This window comes from Leclercia sp. UBA2479 (assembly GCF_002341985.1).
In the GTDB taxonomy this organism is placed as follows: domain Bacteria; phylum Pseudomonadota; class Gammaproteobacteria; order Enterobacterales; family Enterobacteriaceae; genus Enterobacter; species Enterobacter pneumoniae.
Map to the genome: position 1 here is coordinate 105,633 of NZ_DDPB01000013.1, position 18,126 is coordinate 123,758.

Consider the following 18,126-nt stretch of genomic DNA (forward strand, 5'->3'; position numbering starts at 1 on the left):
CGTCGGCAGTTTTTAAAGATTTCCTGCAATCTATTCCCTCTCCCTTTGGGAGAGGGTTAGGGTGAGGGGAACAGCACTCCCCTCTCTCATTACTTACGCACTGCGTTGCAACAGCATCGACTTAATATGGCCGATGGCGCGCGTCGGGTTCAGCCCCTTAGGACATACACTGACGCAGTTCATAATGCTATGGCAGCGGAATACGCTGAAAGCATCACTCAACCCTTCCAGACGGTTATCGGTTTCAGTATCGCGGCTGTCGATCAGGAAGCGATACGCGGCCAGCAGGCCGGCCGGGCCGATAAACTTGTCCGGGTTCCACCAGAACGACGGGCACGAGGTCGAACAACATGCACAGAGAATACACTCATACAGACCATCGAGTTTTTCACGCTGCTCTGGCGACTGTAAATGCTCGCGAGCAGGTGGATTTTGCCCATTATTCAACAAGTAAGGCTTAATCTTCTCATATTGTGCATAGAATTGCCCCATGTCCACCACCAAATCGCGCACGACCGGCAGGCCTGGCAGCGGGCGGATCACAATCTTTTGGCCAGGACGATTGAGCGCAGAGATTGGGGTAATACAGGCCAGACCGTTTTTGCCATTCATGTTCAGGCCGTCGGAGCCACACACCCCTTCACGGCAAGAGCGACGGAATGACAGTGTCGGATCTTTTTCTTTCAGCTGCATTAAGGCATCCAGCAGCATCATGTCACGGCCTTCTTCCGCTTCCAGGGTGTAATCCTGCATATGCGGGGCATCATCTACATCCGGGTTATAACGATAAACTGAGAATTCGAGTTTCATTGTCCTGTCTCCGCATTAGTAAGTACGAATCTTCGGCGGGAACGCCGGACGCAGTTTCGGTTCCATGTTCACGCTACGACGCGTCATGGTTTCCGACTCTGGCAGATACAGGGAATGGCACAGCCAGTTTTCGTCGTCACGATCCGGGAAGTCGAAGCGGCTATGCGCGCCACGGCTCTCGGTACGGAAGTTTGCCGACATCGCAGTCGCGAATGCGGTCTCCATCAGGTTATCCAGCTCCAGACACTCAACGCGCTGGGTGTTGAACTCGCTGGAGGTATCGTCCAGACGGGCGTTTTTCAGACGCTCACGGATCGCTTTCAGCTGCTCAAGCCCTTTCGCCATCGCGTCACCTTCGCGGAAGACCGAGAAGTTATGCTGCATGCACTCTTGCAGCGCTTTACGGATTTCCACCGGATCTTCGCCGTTACGGTTGCCGTTCCAGCGGTTGAGGCGCTCGAGGGAGGCATCGATTTCAGCGTCGGTGGCGTCAAGCAGGTCACCCTGCTCGGCAATGGATTCCTGCAGATGCAGACCCACCGCACGACCAAATACCACCAGGTCCAGCAGGGAGTTGCCGCCCAGACGGTTTGCACCGTGCACGGAGACGCAGGCGATTTCGCCGACGGCGAACAGGCCTGGGATGACCACATCTTCGCCCTGCGCGTTCACGGTCAATGCCTGACCGGTCACTTTGGTCGGAATACCGCCCATCATGTAGTGGCAGGTTGGGATAACCGGGATAGGTTCTTTAACCGGGTCAACGTGAGCAAAGGTACGGGACAGCTCCAGAATGCCCGGCAGGCGGGATTCCAGTACCTCTTTACCCAGGTGGTCGAGCTTCAGCTTCGCGTGTGGACCCCATGGGCCATCGCAGCCGCGGCCTTCGCGGATTTCGATCATGATGGAACGCGCCACCACGTCACGACCCGCCAGGTCTTTCGCATTCGGGGCATAACGCTCCATGAAGCGCTCGCCGTGTTTGTTCAGCAGGTAGCCACCTTCACCACGGCAGCCTTCTGTTACCAGAACGCCCGCGCCAGCGATGCCGGTTGGGTGGAACTGCCACATCTCCATATCCTGCACCGGCACGCCCGCGCGGATAGCCATACCAACGCCGTCACCGGTGTTGATGTGGGCGTTAGTGGTGGACTGATAAATACGGCCTGCACCGCCGGTCGCCAGCACGGTTGCACGGGCTTTGAAGTAGACCACTTCGCCGGTCTCGATGCACAGTGCGGTACAACCTACCACTGCGCCATCGGCGTTTTTCACCAGATCCAGCGCATACCACTCGGAGAAGATGGTGGTGTGATTTTTCAGGTTCTGCTGGTACAGAGTATGCAGCAGGGCGTGACCGGTACGGTCAGCCGCCGCCGCGGTACGTGCCGCCTGCTCGCCGCCGAAATCTTTCGACTGGCCGCCAAACGGACGCTGATAGATAGTGCCATTTTCCAGACGGGAGAATGGCAGACCCATATGATCCAGCTCCAGAATCGCTTCCGGGCCGGTTTTACACATATATTCGATGGCATCCTGGTCGCCGATATAATCGGAACCTTTCACCGTGTCGTACATGTGCCATTCCCAGTTATCTTCATGGGTATTACCCAGCGCCACGGTGATGCCACCCTGGGCTGAAACGGTATGGGAACGGGTCGGGAACACTTTAGAGAGCAGCGCACAGGTCTGGCCGCTCTGGGAAATTTGCAGTGCGGCACGCATACCTGCGCCACCCGCACCAATTACGACAGCATCAAATTCTCTGACTGGCAGTTTCATCACACACCCCACACCACAACGAATCCATAAATAACGTAAACCACTAACGCCACAACGATAGCCAGCTGCAGCGGCAGACGAATTGCCAGAGGTTTAACGTAATCGGTCAGTACCTGCCACATACCAATCCAGGCGTGGATCAGAATGGAGAACAGGGCCAGCAGGGTGAAGACTTTGGTGAAAGCCGAGCCGAAGAATCCGCTCCAGATTTCCCACGTCAGGTCGCCGCTGGTGGCGAAGAAACCGATCAGATAGATGATGTAGAGGGTGAGGACGATGGCGGTAGCGCGAACCAGAATGAAATCATGTACGCCGTTGCGTCCTAATGCGGAGGCGTTGCTTACCATACGAGAACTCCTGCAAGAAGTGAAAGCACGACAGTAATCACAAATGAAATATTGGCAGTACGTTTACCCGCTTCGAAGGTCTCTTCCAGATAGCCGAAATCCATCAGCATATGGCGAACACCACCGACAACGTGATACGCCAGTGCGGTGAGAATGCCCCACATGATAAATTTCACGAAGAAGCTGCCCATGATGGCAGACGCCTGGAGGAATCCTTCCGGGGAAGAGAGGCTGGTACCCAGCAACCACAGCAGAATGCCTACCGCCACAAACGTAATCACACCGGATACACGGTGGAGAATGGACGCTATTGCCGTTACGGGGAATCGGATCGTTTTAAGATCCAGATTGACAGGTCTTTGTTTTTTCACATTTCTTATCATGAATAACGCCCACATGCTGTTCTTATTGTTTCCTTCCTCCGGACTGCTTGCGGGTCAGACAGCGTGCCTTTTCTATAACTGTGCGTCATGTAAAACATTGCTTCCAGATGTTCAAATGACACATTACAACGCTGGGTGGCTCGGGATTGCAGGGTTTTCCGGAGACCTGGCCGCAGTATAGGGCGTTCACAAAATCATTACAATTAACCTACATATAGTTTGTCGGGTTTTATGCCGAACAGTGATCAGGGTCACGATAACAACATCTTTTTAAATTTTAATCATCTGATTTGACAAATGTTAAACATTATTGTTACAAACATCACCAGAAAAGGCATATAATGCGCAAAAGTTATGAGGTCTTGCTTTCACCTGAGAATAAGTTATGTAACAGTGTGGTGGTATTGACCGAAGTTATCAGGACAGTTATTAGTGATATACAGGTTTGAATAATTCGGACCGCGAAGACACTGATTTGCTGTTGTTTCACTGATTTTTCAACTCATTACCTGCAAGGCGCCATAGCTCTGTACCCTGGTTTCTCCTCGTGAGCTGAGCGGTAAGCCAAATAACAAACTGGTAACGGTGTTAAATCAGCAGAATGCAAATCCGGTAAACCGTGGTCTTAAGCAATAAGGCGCTAAGGAGACCGTAAATGGCTGATACAAAGGCAAAGCTCACCCTGGGTGGTGATAATGCTATTGAACTGGATGTGCTAAAAGGCACACTCGGTCCGGATGTTATTGATATCCGTACGCTGGGTTCTAAAGGGGTATTCACCTTTGACCCTGGATTCACCTCTACCGCATCTTGCGAGTCCAAAATCACCTTTATCGACGGTGATGAAGGTATCCTGTTACACCGCGGTTTCCCCATCGATCAGTTAGCTACCGACTCCAATTATCTGGAAGTGTGCTACATCCTGCTGAACGGCGAAAAACCGACGCAGGCGCAATACGATGAATTCAAAACTACCGTAACCCGTCATACCATGATCCATGAGCAGATTACCCGTCTGTTCCATGCGTTCCGTCGTGACTCTCACCCAATGGCGGTGATGTGCGGGATTACCGGTGCGCTGGCAGCGTTCTACCACGACTCACTGGACGTGAATAACCCACGTCACCGTGATATCGCGGCATTCCGTCTACTGTCCAAAATGCCAACCATGGCCGCGATGTGCTACAAGTACTCCATCGGTCAGCCGTTCGTTTATCCGCGTAACGACCTCTCCTACGCGGGTAACTTCCTGCGCATGATGTTCTCCACGCCGTGTGAAGAGTACGAAGTGAACCCGGTACTGGAACGCGCCATGGATCGTATTCTGATCCTGCACGCTGACCACGAGCAGAACGCATCGACCTCTACCGTACGTACCGCGGGCTCTTCGGGCGCAAACCCGTTCGCCTGTATCGCTGCGGGCATCGCCTCCCTGTGGGGACCGGCGCACGGCGGCGCGAACGAAGCGGCGCTCAAAATGCTGGAAGAGATCAGCTCCGTTGAGCACATTCCGGAATTCGTACGCCGTGCGAAGGATAAGAATGACTCCTTCCGCCTTATGGGCTTCGGTCACCGTGTTTACAAAAACTACGACCCGCGCGCCACCGTAATGCGTGAAACCTGCCACGAAGTGCTGAAAGAGCTGGGTACCAAAGATGACCTGCTGGAAGTGGCGATGGAGCTGGAACACATCGCGCTGAACGACCCGTACTTCATCGAGAAGAAACTCTACCCGAACGTCGACTTCTACTCAGGCATCATCCTGAAAGCGATGGGTATTCCGTCTTCCATGTTCACCGTGATCTTCGCCATGGCACGTACCGTGGGCTGGATTGCACACTGGAACGAAATGCACAGCGAAGGCATGAAAATCGCCCGTCCTCGTCAGCTGTATACCGGCTACGAGCAGCGTGATTTTAAATCTGACATCACTGAGCAGTAATCTGCAAAGGATGTTAAAAACGCGCCTCCGGGCGCGTTTTTTATTTCTGGCAGTAAGGACACCAGTAAAATGGCCGCGATGAGACCGTCGTCTTCTCAATCACCCCGCCGCAGCGCTCGCACCGTTTCCCATCCCGATGAAAGACCTTAAAGCGGAACAACGCCCCATGATGCTTGTTCTCATTCACCACGCCGCGCGTCTGGTAAGAGAGCCGCGGTATCGCCAGCAGCGCCCGGGATAACGCATCAAGCTGGGGTTCACTGAGCTGCGACGCTTTGCGCTGCGCCGCCAGCCCCACTTCCCAGAGGATCTCCACCCGCAGGTAATTTCCCAGCCCGGCAAGAAACGCCTGATCGAGCAACAGCCCGGAAAACTGCCGATTACGAAACGCAGGAGAGAGCAGCCTGGCTTTCACCACCTCCACCGTCAACCGCGGATCCAGCACATCGGGCCCTACGCGCTGTAAAAACGGATGGGTGGTGAGCTGTTCGGGGGTGAGCATCTCTATATCCGAGGCGCTGTAGAGCAAAATGGTGTTCTCGGCGCTCTGGAGTTTGACCCGCAGCACGCGGTTGGTCTGCACCGTTTCGCCGGTTTTCACTACCCGCCATACGCCGTACAGTTGATTATGGCTGTAGAGCGTCAGCTGATTAGAGAAATGGGTCAGCAACGCTTTCCCGCGCGTTTCGATATGGGTGATCGTCTGCCCCAGCAGCCGGGACTCATAGGGCTTCAATTGCGGGAAGGCAAACCACGCTCCGGTGAGGGGTTTACCTTTGATCGCCGCCTCCAGGTTATCCGCCGCACGGCGGATCTCCGGGCCTTCTGGCATAATATCGTCCTTAGTTAATGTGTCGCACCGCCGGTAATTTTACTGTCAACCTGCTGGCGAATAGCCACCGCAATGGCAACCTCAAGGCCTCGCTGTACCGTGTGTGCCGCCATGCTCGGAGCCCCTATATGGGCGGCGGCCTGTTCCGGCAGATAAGGGATGTGGATAAACCCGCCCTTCACGCCGGGCCGCTTAGCGATAGTATTCAGCAGGCCGTACATCACATGATTACAGACGAAAGTGCCCGCCGTCTGGGAAACCGAAGCAGGAACGCCTGCCTCACGCAGGGCTGCCACCATCGCTTTGATTGGCAGAGAACTAAACCATGCCGCCGGGCCGTCTGGCACAATCGCCACGTCAACGGGCTGCTGACCTTTATTATCAGGAATGCGCGCGTCATCGACGTTGATCGCCACCCGTTCTACGGTAATGTCCACGCGGCCACCCGCCTGCCCTATCGCCAGAATCACCGACGGTTGCAGTTCATCAATGGCCGCGTTCAGCACCGCCAGCGACTCGCCAAACACGCACGGCAACTGCCGCGTCACCACGCGACAGTGCTCAATGGTCATCCCTTCAAGCTGTTTTACCACTTCCCAGGAAGGGTTTACGGTCTCGCCGCCAAAGGGTTCGAAACCGGTCACTAATACGGTTTGCATGGTCTCTCCTTACAAGAACATCAGGAAGTAGAGTAAGAAAACGTTGGCAATCAACAGCAGCACGCCTGTCGGCACCTGCGCCTTAATCACCGCATTTTTATCTGGCAACTCCAGCAGCGCCGCCGGCACGATATTGAAGTTTGCCGCCATCGGCGTCATCAGAGTACCGCAGTAGCCAGAGAACATCCCGATCGCCGCCATTACCGCCGGGTTACCGCCGTGCTGCAGTACCAGGATCGGAATACCAATCCCTGCCGTCACGATCGGGAAGGCGGCAAAGGCATTGCCCATGACCATGGTCAGCAGCGCCATCCCGATGGCGTAGACCGCCACGGCGATAAAGCGGCTATCGACAGCCAGATAGGTCTGGGTAAGCCAGGAGATCCCCTCCCCAACGCCCGCCGCGGTGAACAGCAGCCCCAGCGTGGCGAGGATTTGCGGCAAAATAAAGGCCCAGCCGATGGAGTCCAGCAGACGGCGCGCCTCCTGAATCGGCTGATGCACCTTCTCATGGGTCATTTTAACCGCCATGCCCAGGCCAATCAGCGAACCGACGGTCATCGAGAAGAGCGTCACCAGCGTGGAGTGGTTGCCAGGCCCGAACAGCGCTTCCTGAAGGCCCGGAATATGGTTAAACATCAGCACGCCTACCACCGTCACCACCGGGATCGCCAGTGCCGGATAGAAGAGCCGGTTGCCGAGTCGTTTGGCGCTGGCTTCGCGCTCTTCCGGTTTACGCTGATGATAGCTTCCCAGACGCACGCCACCGAAGCCGGCAATCAGCGCCAACGCCACCACCGCTGCCCCCACGGCAATGTGCACCGTGCGTTTGTCGCCCACCAGCTGATAGGTCCAGTCACCGAGCAGGAACATCAGGCCATAGATGCCCCAGAACAACCCGGTAGTGATACGGCGTGGGTTGGCTTTATCGCGAAATGACATCAAGGCGACGATAATCAGCACCAGGCCGGCAAGCCAGTAAAGATAGCTTTGCTGGAAATTCATTTGGCACCTCCCGGCGTGCGGAGGGTTTTTGCCAGCTCGCGCTCAAGGTGTTTATCCAGACGCCACAGACGGGTAGCATGGATCACAAAGGCGCAGATCGCGGTCGGGATCCCCCACAAGGCAATGTGCAGCGGCTCGGTCTGAATCCCTCCGGACTCCAGCATAAAGTTGTGCATAAAGATGATGGCCCCGAAGGCGACAAAAATGTCTTCTCCGAAGAACAGCCCGACGTTGTCAGTCGCGGCCGACATGGCGCGCAGACGATAACGCACGGCACCCGGCAGCTCGCCGTACTTCTGCTCAGCCGCTCCTTCCGCCATCGGCGCCAGCAGCGGTCGCACCATTTGTGGATGACCGCCAAGGCTGGTCAATCCCATCGCGGCAGAGGCTTCGCGCACAAAGAGGTAGACGATCAGCAGGCGGCCCGAGGTGGCGCTGCGGATCTTCGCGATCCACGCCTGGGCGCGCTCTTTCAGCCCGTGACGCTCAAGCAGGCCGATCACCGCCAGCGGGATCAGCAGGATATAAGGCAGGTTACGGGTGTTGAGGAACCCTTCGCCCAATTTTTCGAGGATGGTTGCAATCGGCATCTGCGCCGCCAGCCCCGTCACGATCCCGGCGACAATGACAACCAGCACCGGGTTAAAGCGTAAAAGAAATCCGACCACAATCACCGCGATACCGATGAGTGGCCAGAGGTTTAGCGTCTCTGCCATGATGACGTTCCTGTTGGTTGTGTTGTGTTGTGTTTTAAGTGCGCTACGCGCTAATTTTTATCTGTTGTGCGGCAAATTCACTGCGCAGGCGTCGGGCAAATTCCAGGGCATGGTCACCGTCACCGTGAATGCACACGCTTTGCGCCTTCACCGTCGCCCACTCGCCGGTAATACTTTTCACCCGACCGTGTTGCACCATCTCCAGGGTCTGCGCCAGCGACTGCTGCTCGTCGACGATCAGCGCGCCTGGCTGGCCTCGCGGCACCAGGCTACCGTCCGCCTGATATCCCCTGTCGGCAAAGACCTCTTCCCGCGTCACCAGCCCGTAACGCTCCCCGGCACGGATCAGTTCGCTCCCGGCCAGACCGACAAGGATCAGCGCGGGATCGGCGGCGTGCACCGCACGGGCGATAGCGTCAGCCAGCATCGGCTCTTTGGCCGCCTGGTTATAGAGCATCCCGTGGGGTTTGACGTGGCGTAGCTGCCCCCCTTCTGCGCGTACCATCCCCGCCAGGGCACCAATCTGATACAACACCTGGGCGTAGACGGTCTCCGGCGGCAGGGTCATTGCCGTGCGGCCAAAATTTTCCCGATCCGGGAAGCTGGGATGCGCCCCGATGGCTACGCCATTTTTCAGCGCTTCACGCACGCAGGTGAGCATGGTTTCGGCATCCCCGGCGTGAAAACCGCAGGCGATATTGGCGGACGAAACGAGCTGCAGCAGGGCGGCATCGCTGCCGCACCCCTCGCCTAAATCGGCATTTAAATCAATCACGCTCATGTAACCTCCATGCCAGCTGTTCGAGATACTGCTTCTGTACACGTCGCGCTTCCAGCGCCTCTTCCAGGGTACAGGGCACAAAGTGAATCGGCTGTCCCAGCGGGATCTGTGCCAGATGATACATATCCGCTTCAATAATGCAGGCGATGCGTGGATAACCGCCGGTGGTCTGGGCATCGTTCATCAGTATGATCGGCTGACCGTTATGCGGCACCTGGATCACCCCCGGCAGCAGGCCATGCGACACCATTTCACGGTCGGTGGTGCGCTGCAGTTTCTGCCCCTGCAGGCGGTAGCCCATACGGTTACTTTGCGGACTGAGCTGCCAGGGCAAGCGCCAGAGCGCATCCTGCGAGGCCTGATCGAACTCATGATATTCCGGGCCCGGCAACGCGCGCACACGGTTATTCCAGAGCAGTTGTTTTACCCCCTGCGCCTCCATAAATGAGTGGCCACCCGGGCAAATCGGCAGGCAATCGCCATCTTTTAGCAGCCGGCCTTCAAAACCGCCCATACCGATTTTGAGATCGGTACTGTAAGAGTCCATCACCTGCGGCACGTCAATGCCCCCGGCAATGGCCAGATAGCTGCGCATACCGTGTACAGGGCGCTTCAGGGTCAACCGCTGCCCGGCTTTCACCGGCAGACGCCATCCCGTCCAGACCGCCGCGTCGTCGAGCTTCGCATCACAGCCTGCCCCCGTCAGGGCAAACCAGCCGTCCTGTTCAAATTCAAAACAGCACTGGCCGAGCGTGATCTCCAGCGCGGCGGCGTCGGGTGCGTTGCCCACCAGCAGGTTGGCAATCTGCAATGCCGGTTTGTCCAGCGCGCCACAATAACTGATGCCCGACTGACGTAAGCCAATCCGCCCGCCATCCTGCACGGAGGTGTATAGCCCGGCTCGAATAACCTTTAACATACCCCCTCCTTTTGCGGGACAAAGCGCACGGTATCGCCAGGACGCAGCAGGACCGGCTCATCCAGACGCGGATCAAACAGCGGCAGCGAGGTATGCCCAATCAGTTGCCAGCCGCCGGGGGACGCGAGCGGATAAATTCCCGTCTGCGCGCCGCCAATGCCCACGGAGCCGGCAGGCACCTGCAGACGGGGTTCGTCGCGACGTGGCGTGGTCAGCTTTTCTGGCAAACCTCCCAGATAGGGGAATCCCGGCTGGAAGCCCAGGAACCAGACCACGTAATCGACTGATGCGTGAAGCTCGACAACCTGTTTCTCCGACAACCCCGCATGACGGGCCACTTCACCGAGATCGGGCCCGGCGCTTTTGCCGTAGACCACCGGGATCTCGATAGCGCGCGACTCAGGCTCCAGCGCCTCGCTCTCTTCCCACCAGCGTTGCAGCCGTTCAATGGCGTCCAGCGCCACCGAGTGTGGGTTGCGTAATACCACGGTGATGTTATTCATACCGGGGATCGCTTCCACCACCTCCGGAATTTCCCCGAGCCGCTGGGTTAAACGCCAGATCCTTTTTTGCGTCGCCAGGGTGACGGGAGGTTCCAGCTCCAGCACCACGGCGGTCTCGCCTAACAGATAACAACGCGCTCGCTGCACTTAAGCACCTCTCATCAGGCTGGGTTAGGGATATCAATAAAAGTGACATCCAGGTCAGTATTTTCAGTCAGCCACTCGCTGAGCGCACGGATACCGCCGCGTTCGGTGGCGTGGTGTCCTGCGGCATAAAAATGCAGCCCCTGCTCGCGGGCGGAGTGAACAGTCTGCTCCGAAACTTCACCGGTGATAAACGCATCCACCCCGAAACGGGCCGCGTTGTCGATAAAGCCCTGTCCGCCGCCGGTGCACCAGGCGACGCGTTTCACCAGATCCGGCCCGGTATCACCACTCCAGAGCGGGCGACGTCCCAGACGCGCTTCAATCCAGGAGGCCAACTCCAGACCCGGTACCGGCATCGCCAGTTCGCCCCAGGGCAGCAGCTCTTCAATTTCGCCCATCACCGTAATGCCCAGTAGCTGTGCCAGCTGGACGTTGTTGCCCAGCTCCGGGTGGGCATCGAGCGGCAGGTGCCAGCCGTACAGGTTGATATCGTTGGCCAGCAGCGTTTTTAAACGGTTACGCTTCATGCCGCGGATAATCGGCGCTTCGTTTTTCCAGAAATAACCATGATGCACGATCACCGCATCCGCATTCTGGCGCACGGCCTCATCCAGCAGCGCCTGGCTGGCGGTCACGCCGGTAATAATTTTCTGTACCTGTTCGCGCCCTTCGACCTGCAGACCATTAGGGCCGTAGTCGCTAAATTTGGCGCTGTTGAGTTTGTCGTTAATCAGGCTTTCCAGTTCGCTGTTCTTCATCATCACTCTCTTACGCTTTACGGGCAGCTTCATAGGCTGCCAGGGTGGCGGCGCGCGCCTGTTTATGGTCGACAACCGGACGCGGATAGTCGAGGGTCACCCCTTGTTTATCCGCCCAGATCCACGGGTCGTGAATCGCCTTGTCTGGCAAACTTGCCAGCTCCGGCAGCCAACGGCGGATAAACGTGCCGTCGGCATCAAACTTCTGCCCCTGGGTTGTCGGGTTAAAAATGCGAAAATAGGGAGCCGCATCGGTGCCGGTTGAGGCGGCCCACTGCCAGCCGCCGTTATTGGCGGCCAGATCGCCATCAATCAACTGAGACATAAAATAACGCTCCCCAATACGCCAGTCGATAAGCAGATCCTTTACCAGAAAACTGGCGGTAATCATGCGCAGACGGTTGTGCATCCAGCCCGTTTCATTGAGCTGACGCATGGCCGCATCGACGATGGGATAGCCGGTTTGCCCCTGTTGCCAGGCATGAAGCTGCTTTTCATCGTGCTGCCAGGCGACCTGTTCTGTCCAGCGGATGAATGGCCGATGTTTACATAAATCAGGGTGATACGTCATCAGATGACGATAAAATTCACGCCAGATAAGTTCATTGAGCCAGACCGCACCCGGTCCCCCCTCCAGCGCCCTGGGCTGTTCGGCCACCAGGCGATGCAGACACTGGCGCGGCGATAACACCCCGAGGGCCAGGCAAGCGGAAAGACGGCTGGTTCCTTCGATGGCCGGGAAATCGCGCTGAGCTTCATACTCCCCTGCCCCCTCCTTGCAAAAATGGCGCAGATGGGCAATGGCCTCTTTTTCCGTGGGGGGGAAGAGCCCGGCATCAAAGGGCTGTTGAGGATAATTGAAATCGAGCGGCGAGGCGTGCGCAGGCATCGCTTCCTCTCCCCGCTGGGTGGGCGCCGATGCGCACTCCGGCATGCCCTCCTTCAGGCGACGTAGCCAGGCGTTTTTGAACGGCGTAAAGACCTTGTACATCTCATGATTGCCCGTCATCACGCTGCCGGGTGGCAGGATCACGCTGTCATCAAAACCCTGACACGTTACCTGCTGCAGCGATCGCTCAAGCGCCCGATCGCGCTGCTGCTCGTTCACTTCGTACTGATAATTGTAAAAGAGATCCGTTACCTCATGTTCGGCACAGATTTGCGCCACTTTTTCAGCCTGGGCGGCAAAGTCATCAACCTCATCATAAAGAAGCGGAATGCCTTTTTCGGCCAGTTGTTGACGCAGATTATTTAAATGCGCATGAAGGTAAGCCGCCTGGCGCGGCGCCATAAGGTGACGCTGCCATTGACCGGGTGTCGCCAGGAAGAGCGCCAGTACGCGTGCATTTTTGTTCCGACAGGCGGCGGCAAGCGCCAGGTTGTCATGGATGCGCAGATCGGCGCGAAACCAGACCAGATGGATGGGCATAAAACTCCAGAGTGTTCGTCCGTAACAGAGTTGAGCGATTCAGAATACTTCGCATTAACAATTGTAGCCATTCTGAAATGACGCGATCTTCTCTGGTTGCCCATCCTGCGGACATAAAAAAACCGCCACATTGCTGTGGCGGCGGGTTTATTGCTGTGTATCGTCTTTCTTATTAGTAAAAATCGCAGGTGGCTTTTTCCGCCTGCGCCATCCAGACCGGTTTATCGCTGGTTTTAGCCCAGACGCGGTGCAGATAGCTGTAAAAACGGGCACGATCTTTCCAGAACAACATCACCGGCAGCGCCAGGATGCCAGCCACCACGGCGAAAGCGCGGCGTAATAATACGATATGTGCCGGAAACTCTTTGTAGTGATCCATTATTCTCTCCCCTAAGTTGGCCGGAAACATGCTCCGGAAAAAGTTAAACAGGTTATCTGGGTAAAATAGTACCGCGTTGACTGAAAGTTTACCACTCATCCGACCACTCTTTTTTATTCATTTAGTGAATATTTACACTTCTTTCGTAAGCGAGTTACAAAAAAGTTAAATTAATACTAATCATTAGTTAAATTGTGGTTTTGGCTATTTTTATACTTTTTTTACACCCTGCCCCCCGCTTTTTTACGAAATCTTTGCGCCGGAAATCCTACCTTTTTCATCAATATCAACGTCACCCGGAGGTGAATTGTGACTGCAGGTGTGATTACCGGCATCGTGCTGGTGTTCCTGTTACTGGCGTACCTGGTTTATGCCCTGATTAATGCGGAGGCATTCTGATGGCCGCGCAAGGATTTCTGCTGATTGCCAGCTTTCTGCTGGTCCTGTTCGTGCTGGCAAAGCCGCTGGGTTCGCTACTTGCCCGCATGATTACCGGCACCCCGCTGCCAGCTATCGCGCGGCTGGATAGCGCCCTGCTGCGCGGCTTAGGTATTGCCTGTGAGGAGATGAGCTGGCGGCGCTATCTGGCGGCAATTCTGCTGCTGAACCTGGTGGGATTGGTCGTGTTGTTTGCCATGCTGATGCTACAGGGCGCCCTGCCGTTTAACCCTCAGCAATTGCCCGGCCTCTCCTGGCATCTGGCGCTGAATACGGCGGTGAGCTTCGTCAGTAACACCAACTGGCAGTCGTATGCCGGGGAGTCAACGTTGAGCTACTTCAGCCAGATGGCTGGCCTGACGGTGCAAAACTTCCTCTCTGCCGCCAGCGGCATTGCGGTCATTTTCGCCCTGACCCGCGCCTTTGCCCGTCAAAGCGTGTCGACGCTGGGCAACGCCTGGGTGGATCTCACCCGTATTACGCTGTGGGTGCTGTTGCCGATCTCGCTGTTGTTGGCGCTGTTCTTTATCCAGCAAGGGACGCTGCAAAACCTGCACGCTTACCAGCCTTACACCTCGCTGGAAGGGGCAAAACAGCTGCTGCCAATGGGGCCGGTTGCTTCTCAGGAGGCGATAAAAATGCTGGGCACCAACGGCGGCGGTTTCTTTAACGCAAACTCTTCACATCCTTTCGAGAACCCCACCGCGCTAACCAATTTCGCCCAGATGCTGGCGATCTTTTTAATTCCGACTGCGCTCTGCTTTGCCTTTGGTGAGGCCGTTCGCGATCGCCGCCAGGGTCAGGCGATCCTGTGGGCGATGTCGGCGATCTTCGTGGTGTGCGCCGGGCTGGTCATGTGGGCCGAGTGGCAGGGCAACAGCCACTTCCTGGCTCTTGGCGCGGATAGCGCAATCAACATGGAGGGCAAAGAGAGCCGCTTCGGCATTCTGGCCAGCAGCCTGTACGCGGTGGTAACCACGGCGGCCTCCTGCGGGGCGGTGAATGCCATGCACGACTCCTTTACCGCGCTGGGCGGGATGATCCCGCTGTGGCTGATGCAGATTGGGGAAGTGGTCTTCGGCGGGGTGGGTTCTGGCCTGTACGGCATGCTGCTGTTCGTCCTGCTGGCGGTGTTTATCGCCGGGCTGATGATTGGCCGCACACCGGAATATCTGGGTAAGAAAATTGACGTGCGCGAAATGAAGCTGACCGCGCTGGCTATTCTGGTCACCCCCGCGCTGGTGCTGCTCGGTACCGCCCTGGCGCTGATGACCGACGCAGGACGCAGCGGCATCTTTAATCCCGGCATCCACGGTTTTAGCGAGGTGCTCTACGCGGTCTCTTCCGCAGCCAATAACAACGGTAGCGCCTTTGCCGGTTTAAGTGCGAACACGCCATTCTGGAACTGCCTGCTGGCGGCCTGCATGTTGCTGGGTCGCTTTGGAGTGATTATTCCGGTGATGGCGATTGCCGGGGCTCTGGTTAACAAAAAAATCCAGCCTGCCTCTACCGGTACGCTGCCCACCAGCGGCCCGCTGTTTATCGGCCTGCTGATCGGCACGGTACTGCTGGTGGGTGCGCTGACCTTTATTCCCGCCCTCGCATTAGGCCCGGTCGCGGAACATCTCTCTTTACGCTGATTTTGCGGAGTATTAGTCATGAGTCGTAAGCAACTGGCCCTGCTCGAACCCTCGCTGGTTCGCCAGGCGCTGCTGGATGCGGTAAAAAAACTGAGTCCGCGCGTGCAGTGGCACAACCCGGTGATGTTTATCGTCTGGATTGGCAGCCTGCTCACTACCCTGCTTGCCATCGCGATGGCGGGGGGAAAACTGCCGGGCAATGCGGTGTTCACCGCGGCCATCAGCCTGTGGCTGTGGTTTACCGTCCTGTTTGCCAACTTTGCCGAAGCGCTGGCCGAAGGGCGGAGTAAAGCCCAGGCCAATAGCCTGAAGGGGGTAAAGAAAACCTCCTTTGCCCGCAAACTGCGTGAGCCGAAGTACGGCGCCGCCAGCGATAAGGTTCCGGCAGAGACCCTGCGCAAAGGGGATATTGTTCTGGTGGAAGCCGGCGATATCATTCCGTGCGATGGGGAGGTGATCGAAGGCGGCGCCTCGGTGGACGAGAGCGCCATCACCGGTGAATCGGCCCCGGTGATCCGTGAATCCGGCGGCGATTTTGCCTCCGTAACGGGCGGCACGCGCATTCTCTCGGACTGGCTGGTGATTCAGTGCAGCGTTAACCCTGGTGAAACCTTTCTTGATCGGATGATCGCCATGGTCGAAGGGGCCCAACGCCGCAAGACGCCTAACGAAATTGCCCTGACCATTCTGCTGGTGGCCCTGACGTTGGTCTTCCTGCTGGCGACAGCCACCCTGTGGCCGTTCTCGGCTTACGGCGGCACGCCTGTGAGCGTGACGGTGCTGGTGGCGTTGCTGGTCTGCCTGATCCCCACCACCATCGGCGGGCTGCTCTCCGCCATCGGCGTAGCGGGGATGAGCCGGATGCTGGGGGCCAACGTTATCGCCACCAGCGGCCGCGCGGTCGAAGCGGCGGGCGACGTGGACGTATTACTGCTGGATAAAACCGGCACTATTACGCTGGGTAATCGCCAGGCGTCTGACTTTCTGCCCGCGCCCGGCGTTGAGGAGAAGACCCTGGCCGACGCAGCGCAGCTCGCCTCGCTGGCGGATGAGACGCCAGAAGGCCGCAGCATCGTGGTACTGGCGAAACAGCGCTTTAATCTGCGTCAGCGCGATGTACAGAGCCTGCAGGCTACCTTCGTACCTTTCACCGCGCAGACCCGGATGAGCGGCATCAACATACAGGATCGCCTGATCCGTAAAGGGTCAGTGGATGCCATTCGCCGCCATATCGCGGCCAATAACGGCCACTTTCCTGCTGAAGTCGATGCGCTGGTAGAGCGCGTCGCCAGGGAGGGTGCTACCCCGCTGGTGGTGGCCGAAGGCGCCAGCGTGCTGGGGGTCATCGCCCTGAAGGACATCGTTAAAGGCGGCATCAAAGAGCGCTTTGCTCAGTTGCGTAAGATGGGCATCAAAACGGTGATGATCACGGGTGATAACCGTCTGACCGCAGCGGCCATCGCGGCTGAAGCCGGGGTGGATGATTTTCTCTCTGAAGCCACCCCCGAGGCGAAGCTGGCGTTGATCCGCCAGTATCAGGCCGAAGGTCGGCTGGTGGCTATGACCGGCGATGGCACCAACGATGCGCCAGCGCTGGCCCAGGCGGACGTGGCGGTCGCCATGAACTCAGGTACCCAGGCGGCGAAAGAGGCAGGCAACATGGTCGATCTGGACTCAAACCCGACCAAGCTGATTGAAGTGGTACACATCGGTAAACAGATGCTGATGACCCGGGGCTCGCTTACTACCTTCAGTATTGCCAACGACGTGGCGAAATATTTCGCCATTATCCCGGCGGCCTTTGCGGTGACCTATCCGCAGCTCAACGCCCTGAATGTGATGCAGCTGCACTCCCCCGCGTCGGCGATCCTCAGCGCGGTGATTTTTAACGCGCTGATCATCGTCTTCCTGATCCCGCTTGCGCTGAAAGGGGTGAGTTACAAGCCGCTCACCGCCGCCGCCATGCTACGTCGTAATTTATGGATCTACGGTCTGGGTGGGTTACTGGTGCCCTTTATCGGCATTAAAGCGATCGACCTGCTGCTGACCCTGTTCGGACTGGTTTAAGAGGTAATTCAAATGGCTATGTTACGTCCCGCTATACTTTTGTTTATCTTGCTGGCCGCCATTACCGGCGGGCTCTACCCGCTGGTGACCACCGCGCTGGGGCAGTGGCTGTTTCACGATCGGGCCAACGGCTCTTTGATTATCCAGGGGAGTGAGGTTCGCGGTTCGCGGCTGATTGGGCAGAACTTTACCGGCGCGGGTTACTTCCAGGGGCGGCCTTCCGCCACGGCAGAAAGCCCGTATAATCCTATGGCCTCCGGGGGCAGTAATCTGGCCGGCAGTAACCCGGCGCTGGACAGCGCAGTAACAGAGCGGGTGACGGCCCTGCGGGCCGCCAATCCACAAGCGACGGCGGCGGTACCGGTTGAGTTGATTACCGCCTCGGCCAGCGGACTGGATTACAGCCTCACCCCCGGCGCAGTCGCCTGGCAGATCCCCCGTGTCGCGCAGGCCCGCGGGCTAACCCCTGCCCAGGTCAGTGAACTGGTGGCAAAGCATACCCAAAAACCGCTGGTCGGCTTCCTGGGCATGCCGATAGTGAATATCGTTGAAGTAAACCTGGCGCTGGACGCACTAAGGAACCCTTAAT

At 57.3% G+C, this 18,126-nt stretch carries 20 protein-coding genes; 6 read left to right on the top strand and 14 right to left on the bottom strand.

What is annotated here, in order from left to right; all coding sequences use genetic code 11:
• Positions 1-93 precede the first annotated feature (93 nt).
• From sdhB to sdhC, 4 genes are read right to left on the bottom strand one after another with little or no spacing between them, the layout of a single operon-like run.
• Complete coding sequence (gene sdhB / locus B3B59_RS18365; protein WP_039029333.1) at positions 94-810, bottom strand: succinate dehydrogenase iron-sulfur subunit SdhB; 717 nt, start codon at positions 808-810, stop codon at positions 94-96.
• A 15-nt stretch (positions 811-825) separates the two neighbouring features.
• Complete coding sequence (gene sdhA, locus B3B59_RS18370) at positions 826-2,592, bottom strand: succinate dehydrogenase flavoprotein subunit (protein WP_040076529.1); 1,767 nt, start codon at positions 2,590-2,592, stop codon at positions 826-828.
• Complete coding sequence (gene sdhD, locus B3B59_RS18375; protein ID WP_040076530.1) at positions 2,592-2,939, bottom strand: succinate dehydrogenase membrane anchor subunit; 348 nt, start codon at positions 2,937-2,939, stop codon at positions 2,592-2,594. The genes sdhA and sdhD overlap by 1 nt, the downstream gene beginning before the upstream one ends.
• The gene (gene sdhC / locus B3B59_RS18380; RefSeq protein WP_040076531.1) at positions 2,933-3,337 is read right to left on the bottom strand and encodes a succinate dehydrogenase cytochrome b556 subunit; all 405 of its coding nucleotides are present in this window, start codon (positions 3,335-3,337) and stop codon (positions 2,933-2,935) included. The genes sdhD and sdhC overlap by 7 nt, the downstream gene beginning before the upstream one ends.
• Before the next feature lie 326 nt (positions 3,338-3,663).
• On the opposite strand from sdhC, the gene B3B59_RS20555 reads away from it, so the two are divergent.
• Positions 3,664-3,771: a hypothetical protein gene (locus tag B3B59_RS20555; RefSeq protein WP_419395273.1), complete on the top strand. Its 108-nt coding sequence runs from the start codon at positions 3,664-3,666 to the stop codon at positions 3,769-3,771.
• 206 nt (positions 3,772-3,977) lie between these two features.
• Positions 3,978-5,264 carry a citrate synthase gene (gene gltA, locus B3B59_RS18385; RefSeq protein ID WP_207293245.1) on the top strand — a complete coding sequence of 429 codons (1,287 nt, stop codon included), beginning with the start codon at positions 3,978-3,980 and terminating at the stop codon, positions 5,262-5,264.
• A 40-nt stretch (positions 5,265-5,304) separates the two neighbouring features.
• On the opposite strand, the gene nei is transcribed toward gltA, so the two are convergent.
• The 10 genes from nei to B3B59_RS18435 form a co-directional block, all read right to left on the bottom strand.
• A complete protein-coding gene (nei, locus tag B3B59_RS18390; RefSeq protein ID WP_286809687.1) occupies positions 5,305-6,096 on the bottom strand; it encodes an endonuclease VIII in 792 nt (263 codons plus the stop codon).
• A 14-nt stretch (positions 6,097-6,110) separates the two neighbouring features.
• Positions 6,111-6,755, bottom strand: coding sequence for a pyroglutamyl-peptidase I (gene pcp, locus B3B59_RS18395; protein WP_207293244.1), 645 nt, complete (start codon positions 6,753-6,755; stop codon positions 6,111-6,113).
• A 9-nt stretch (positions 6,756-6,764) separates the two neighbouring features.
• On the bottom strand, positions 6,765-7,760 hold the full coding sequence (locus B3B59_RS18400; protein ID WP_046886575.1) for a DUF979 domain-containing protein: 996 nt from the start codon (positions 7,758-7,760) through the stop codon (positions 6,765-6,767).
• On the bottom strand, positions 7,757-8,476 hold the full coding sequence (locus B3B59_RS18405; protein ID WP_286809688.1) for a DUF969 domain-containing protein: 720 nt from the start codon (positions 8,474-8,476) through the stop codon (positions 7,757-7,759). The genes B3B59_RS18400 and B3B59_RS18405 overlap by 4 nt, the downstream gene beginning before the upstream one ends.
• 43 nt (positions 8,477-8,519) lie before the next feature.
• Positions 8,520-9,257 carry a 5-oxoprolinase subunit PxpA gene (pxpA, locus tag B3B59_RS18410; RefSeq protein ID WP_233801238.1) on the bottom strand — a complete coding sequence of 246 codons (738 nt, stop codon included), beginning with the start codon at positions 9,255-9,257 and terminating at the stop codon, positions 8,520-8,522.
• On the bottom strand, positions 9,244-10,176 hold the full coding sequence (gene pxpC, locus B3B59_RS18415) for a 5-oxoprolinase subunit PxpC (RefSeq protein ID WP_233801237.1): 933 nt from the start codon (positions 10,174-10,176) through the stop codon (positions 9,244-9,246). The genes pxpA and pxpC overlap by 14 nt, the downstream gene beginning before the upstream one ends.
• A complete protein-coding gene (pxpB, locus tag B3B59_RS18420) occupies positions 10,170-10,826 on the bottom strand; it encodes a 5-oxoprolinase subunit PxpB (protein ID WP_040076539.1) in 657 nt (218 codons plus the stop codon). The genes pxpC and pxpB overlap by 7 nt, the downstream gene beginning before the upstream one ends.
• Positions 10,827-10,840: 14 nt before the next feature.
• A complete protein-coding gene (locus B3B59_RS18425; protein ID WP_286809864.1) occupies positions 10,841-11,584 on the bottom strand; it encodes a type 2 GTP cyclohydrolase I in 744 nt (247 codons plus the stop codon).
• Positions 11,585-11,594: 10 nt separating this feature from the next.
• Entirely contained in the window at positions 11,595-13,013 is a 1,419-nt protein-coding gene (phrB, locus tag B3B59_RS18430; RefSeq protein WP_286809689.1) for a deoxyribodipyrimidine photo-lyase, read from the bottom strand.
• Between the two features lie 172 nt (positions 13,014-13,185).
• Positions 13,186-13,392 (bottom strand): YbfA family protein, encoded by a 207-nt coding sequence (locus tag B3B59_RS18435; protein ID WP_046886579.1) that lies wholly within the window; start codon positions 13,390-13,392, stop codon positions 13,186-13,188.
• Between the two features lie 309 nt (positions 13,393-13,701).
• On the opposite strand from B3B59_RS18435, the gene kdpF reads away from it, so the two are divergent.
• The 4 genes from kdpF to kdpC are packed head-to-tail and all read left to right on the top strand — an operon-like array spanning position 13,702 to position 18,125.
• The gene (gene kdpF, locus B3B59_RS18440) at positions 13,702-13,791 is read left to right on the top strand and encodes a K(+)-transporting ATPase subunit F (RefSeq protein ID WP_080346643.1); all 90 of its coding nucleotides are present in this window, start codon (positions 13,702-13,704) and stop codon (positions 13,789-13,791) included.
• Positions 13,791-15,470, top strand: coding sequence for a potassium-transporting ATPase subunit KdpA (gene kdpA / locus B3B59_RS18445; RefSeq protein WP_046886580.1), 1,680 nt, complete (start codon positions 13,791-13,793; stop codon positions 15,468-15,470). Before kdpF ends, kdpA begins: the two co-directional genes overlap by 1 nt.
• An 18-nt stretch (positions 15,471-15,488) precedes the next feature.
• Positions 15,489-17,537: a potassium-transporting ATPase subunit KdpB gene (gene kdpB / locus B3B59_RS18450; protein ID WP_286809690.1), complete on the top strand. Its 2,049-nt coding sequence runs from the start codon at positions 15,489-15,491 to the stop codon at positions 17,535-17,537.
• Positions 17,538-17,549: 12 nt separating this feature from the next.
• Positions 17,550-18,125 (top strand): potassium-transporting ATPase subunit KdpC, encoded by a 576-nt coding sequence (gene kdpC, locus B3B59_RS18455; protein ID WP_286809691.1) that lies wholly within the window; start codon positions 17,550-17,552, stop codon positions 18,123-18,125.
• Position 18,126 lies beyond the last annotated feature (1 nt).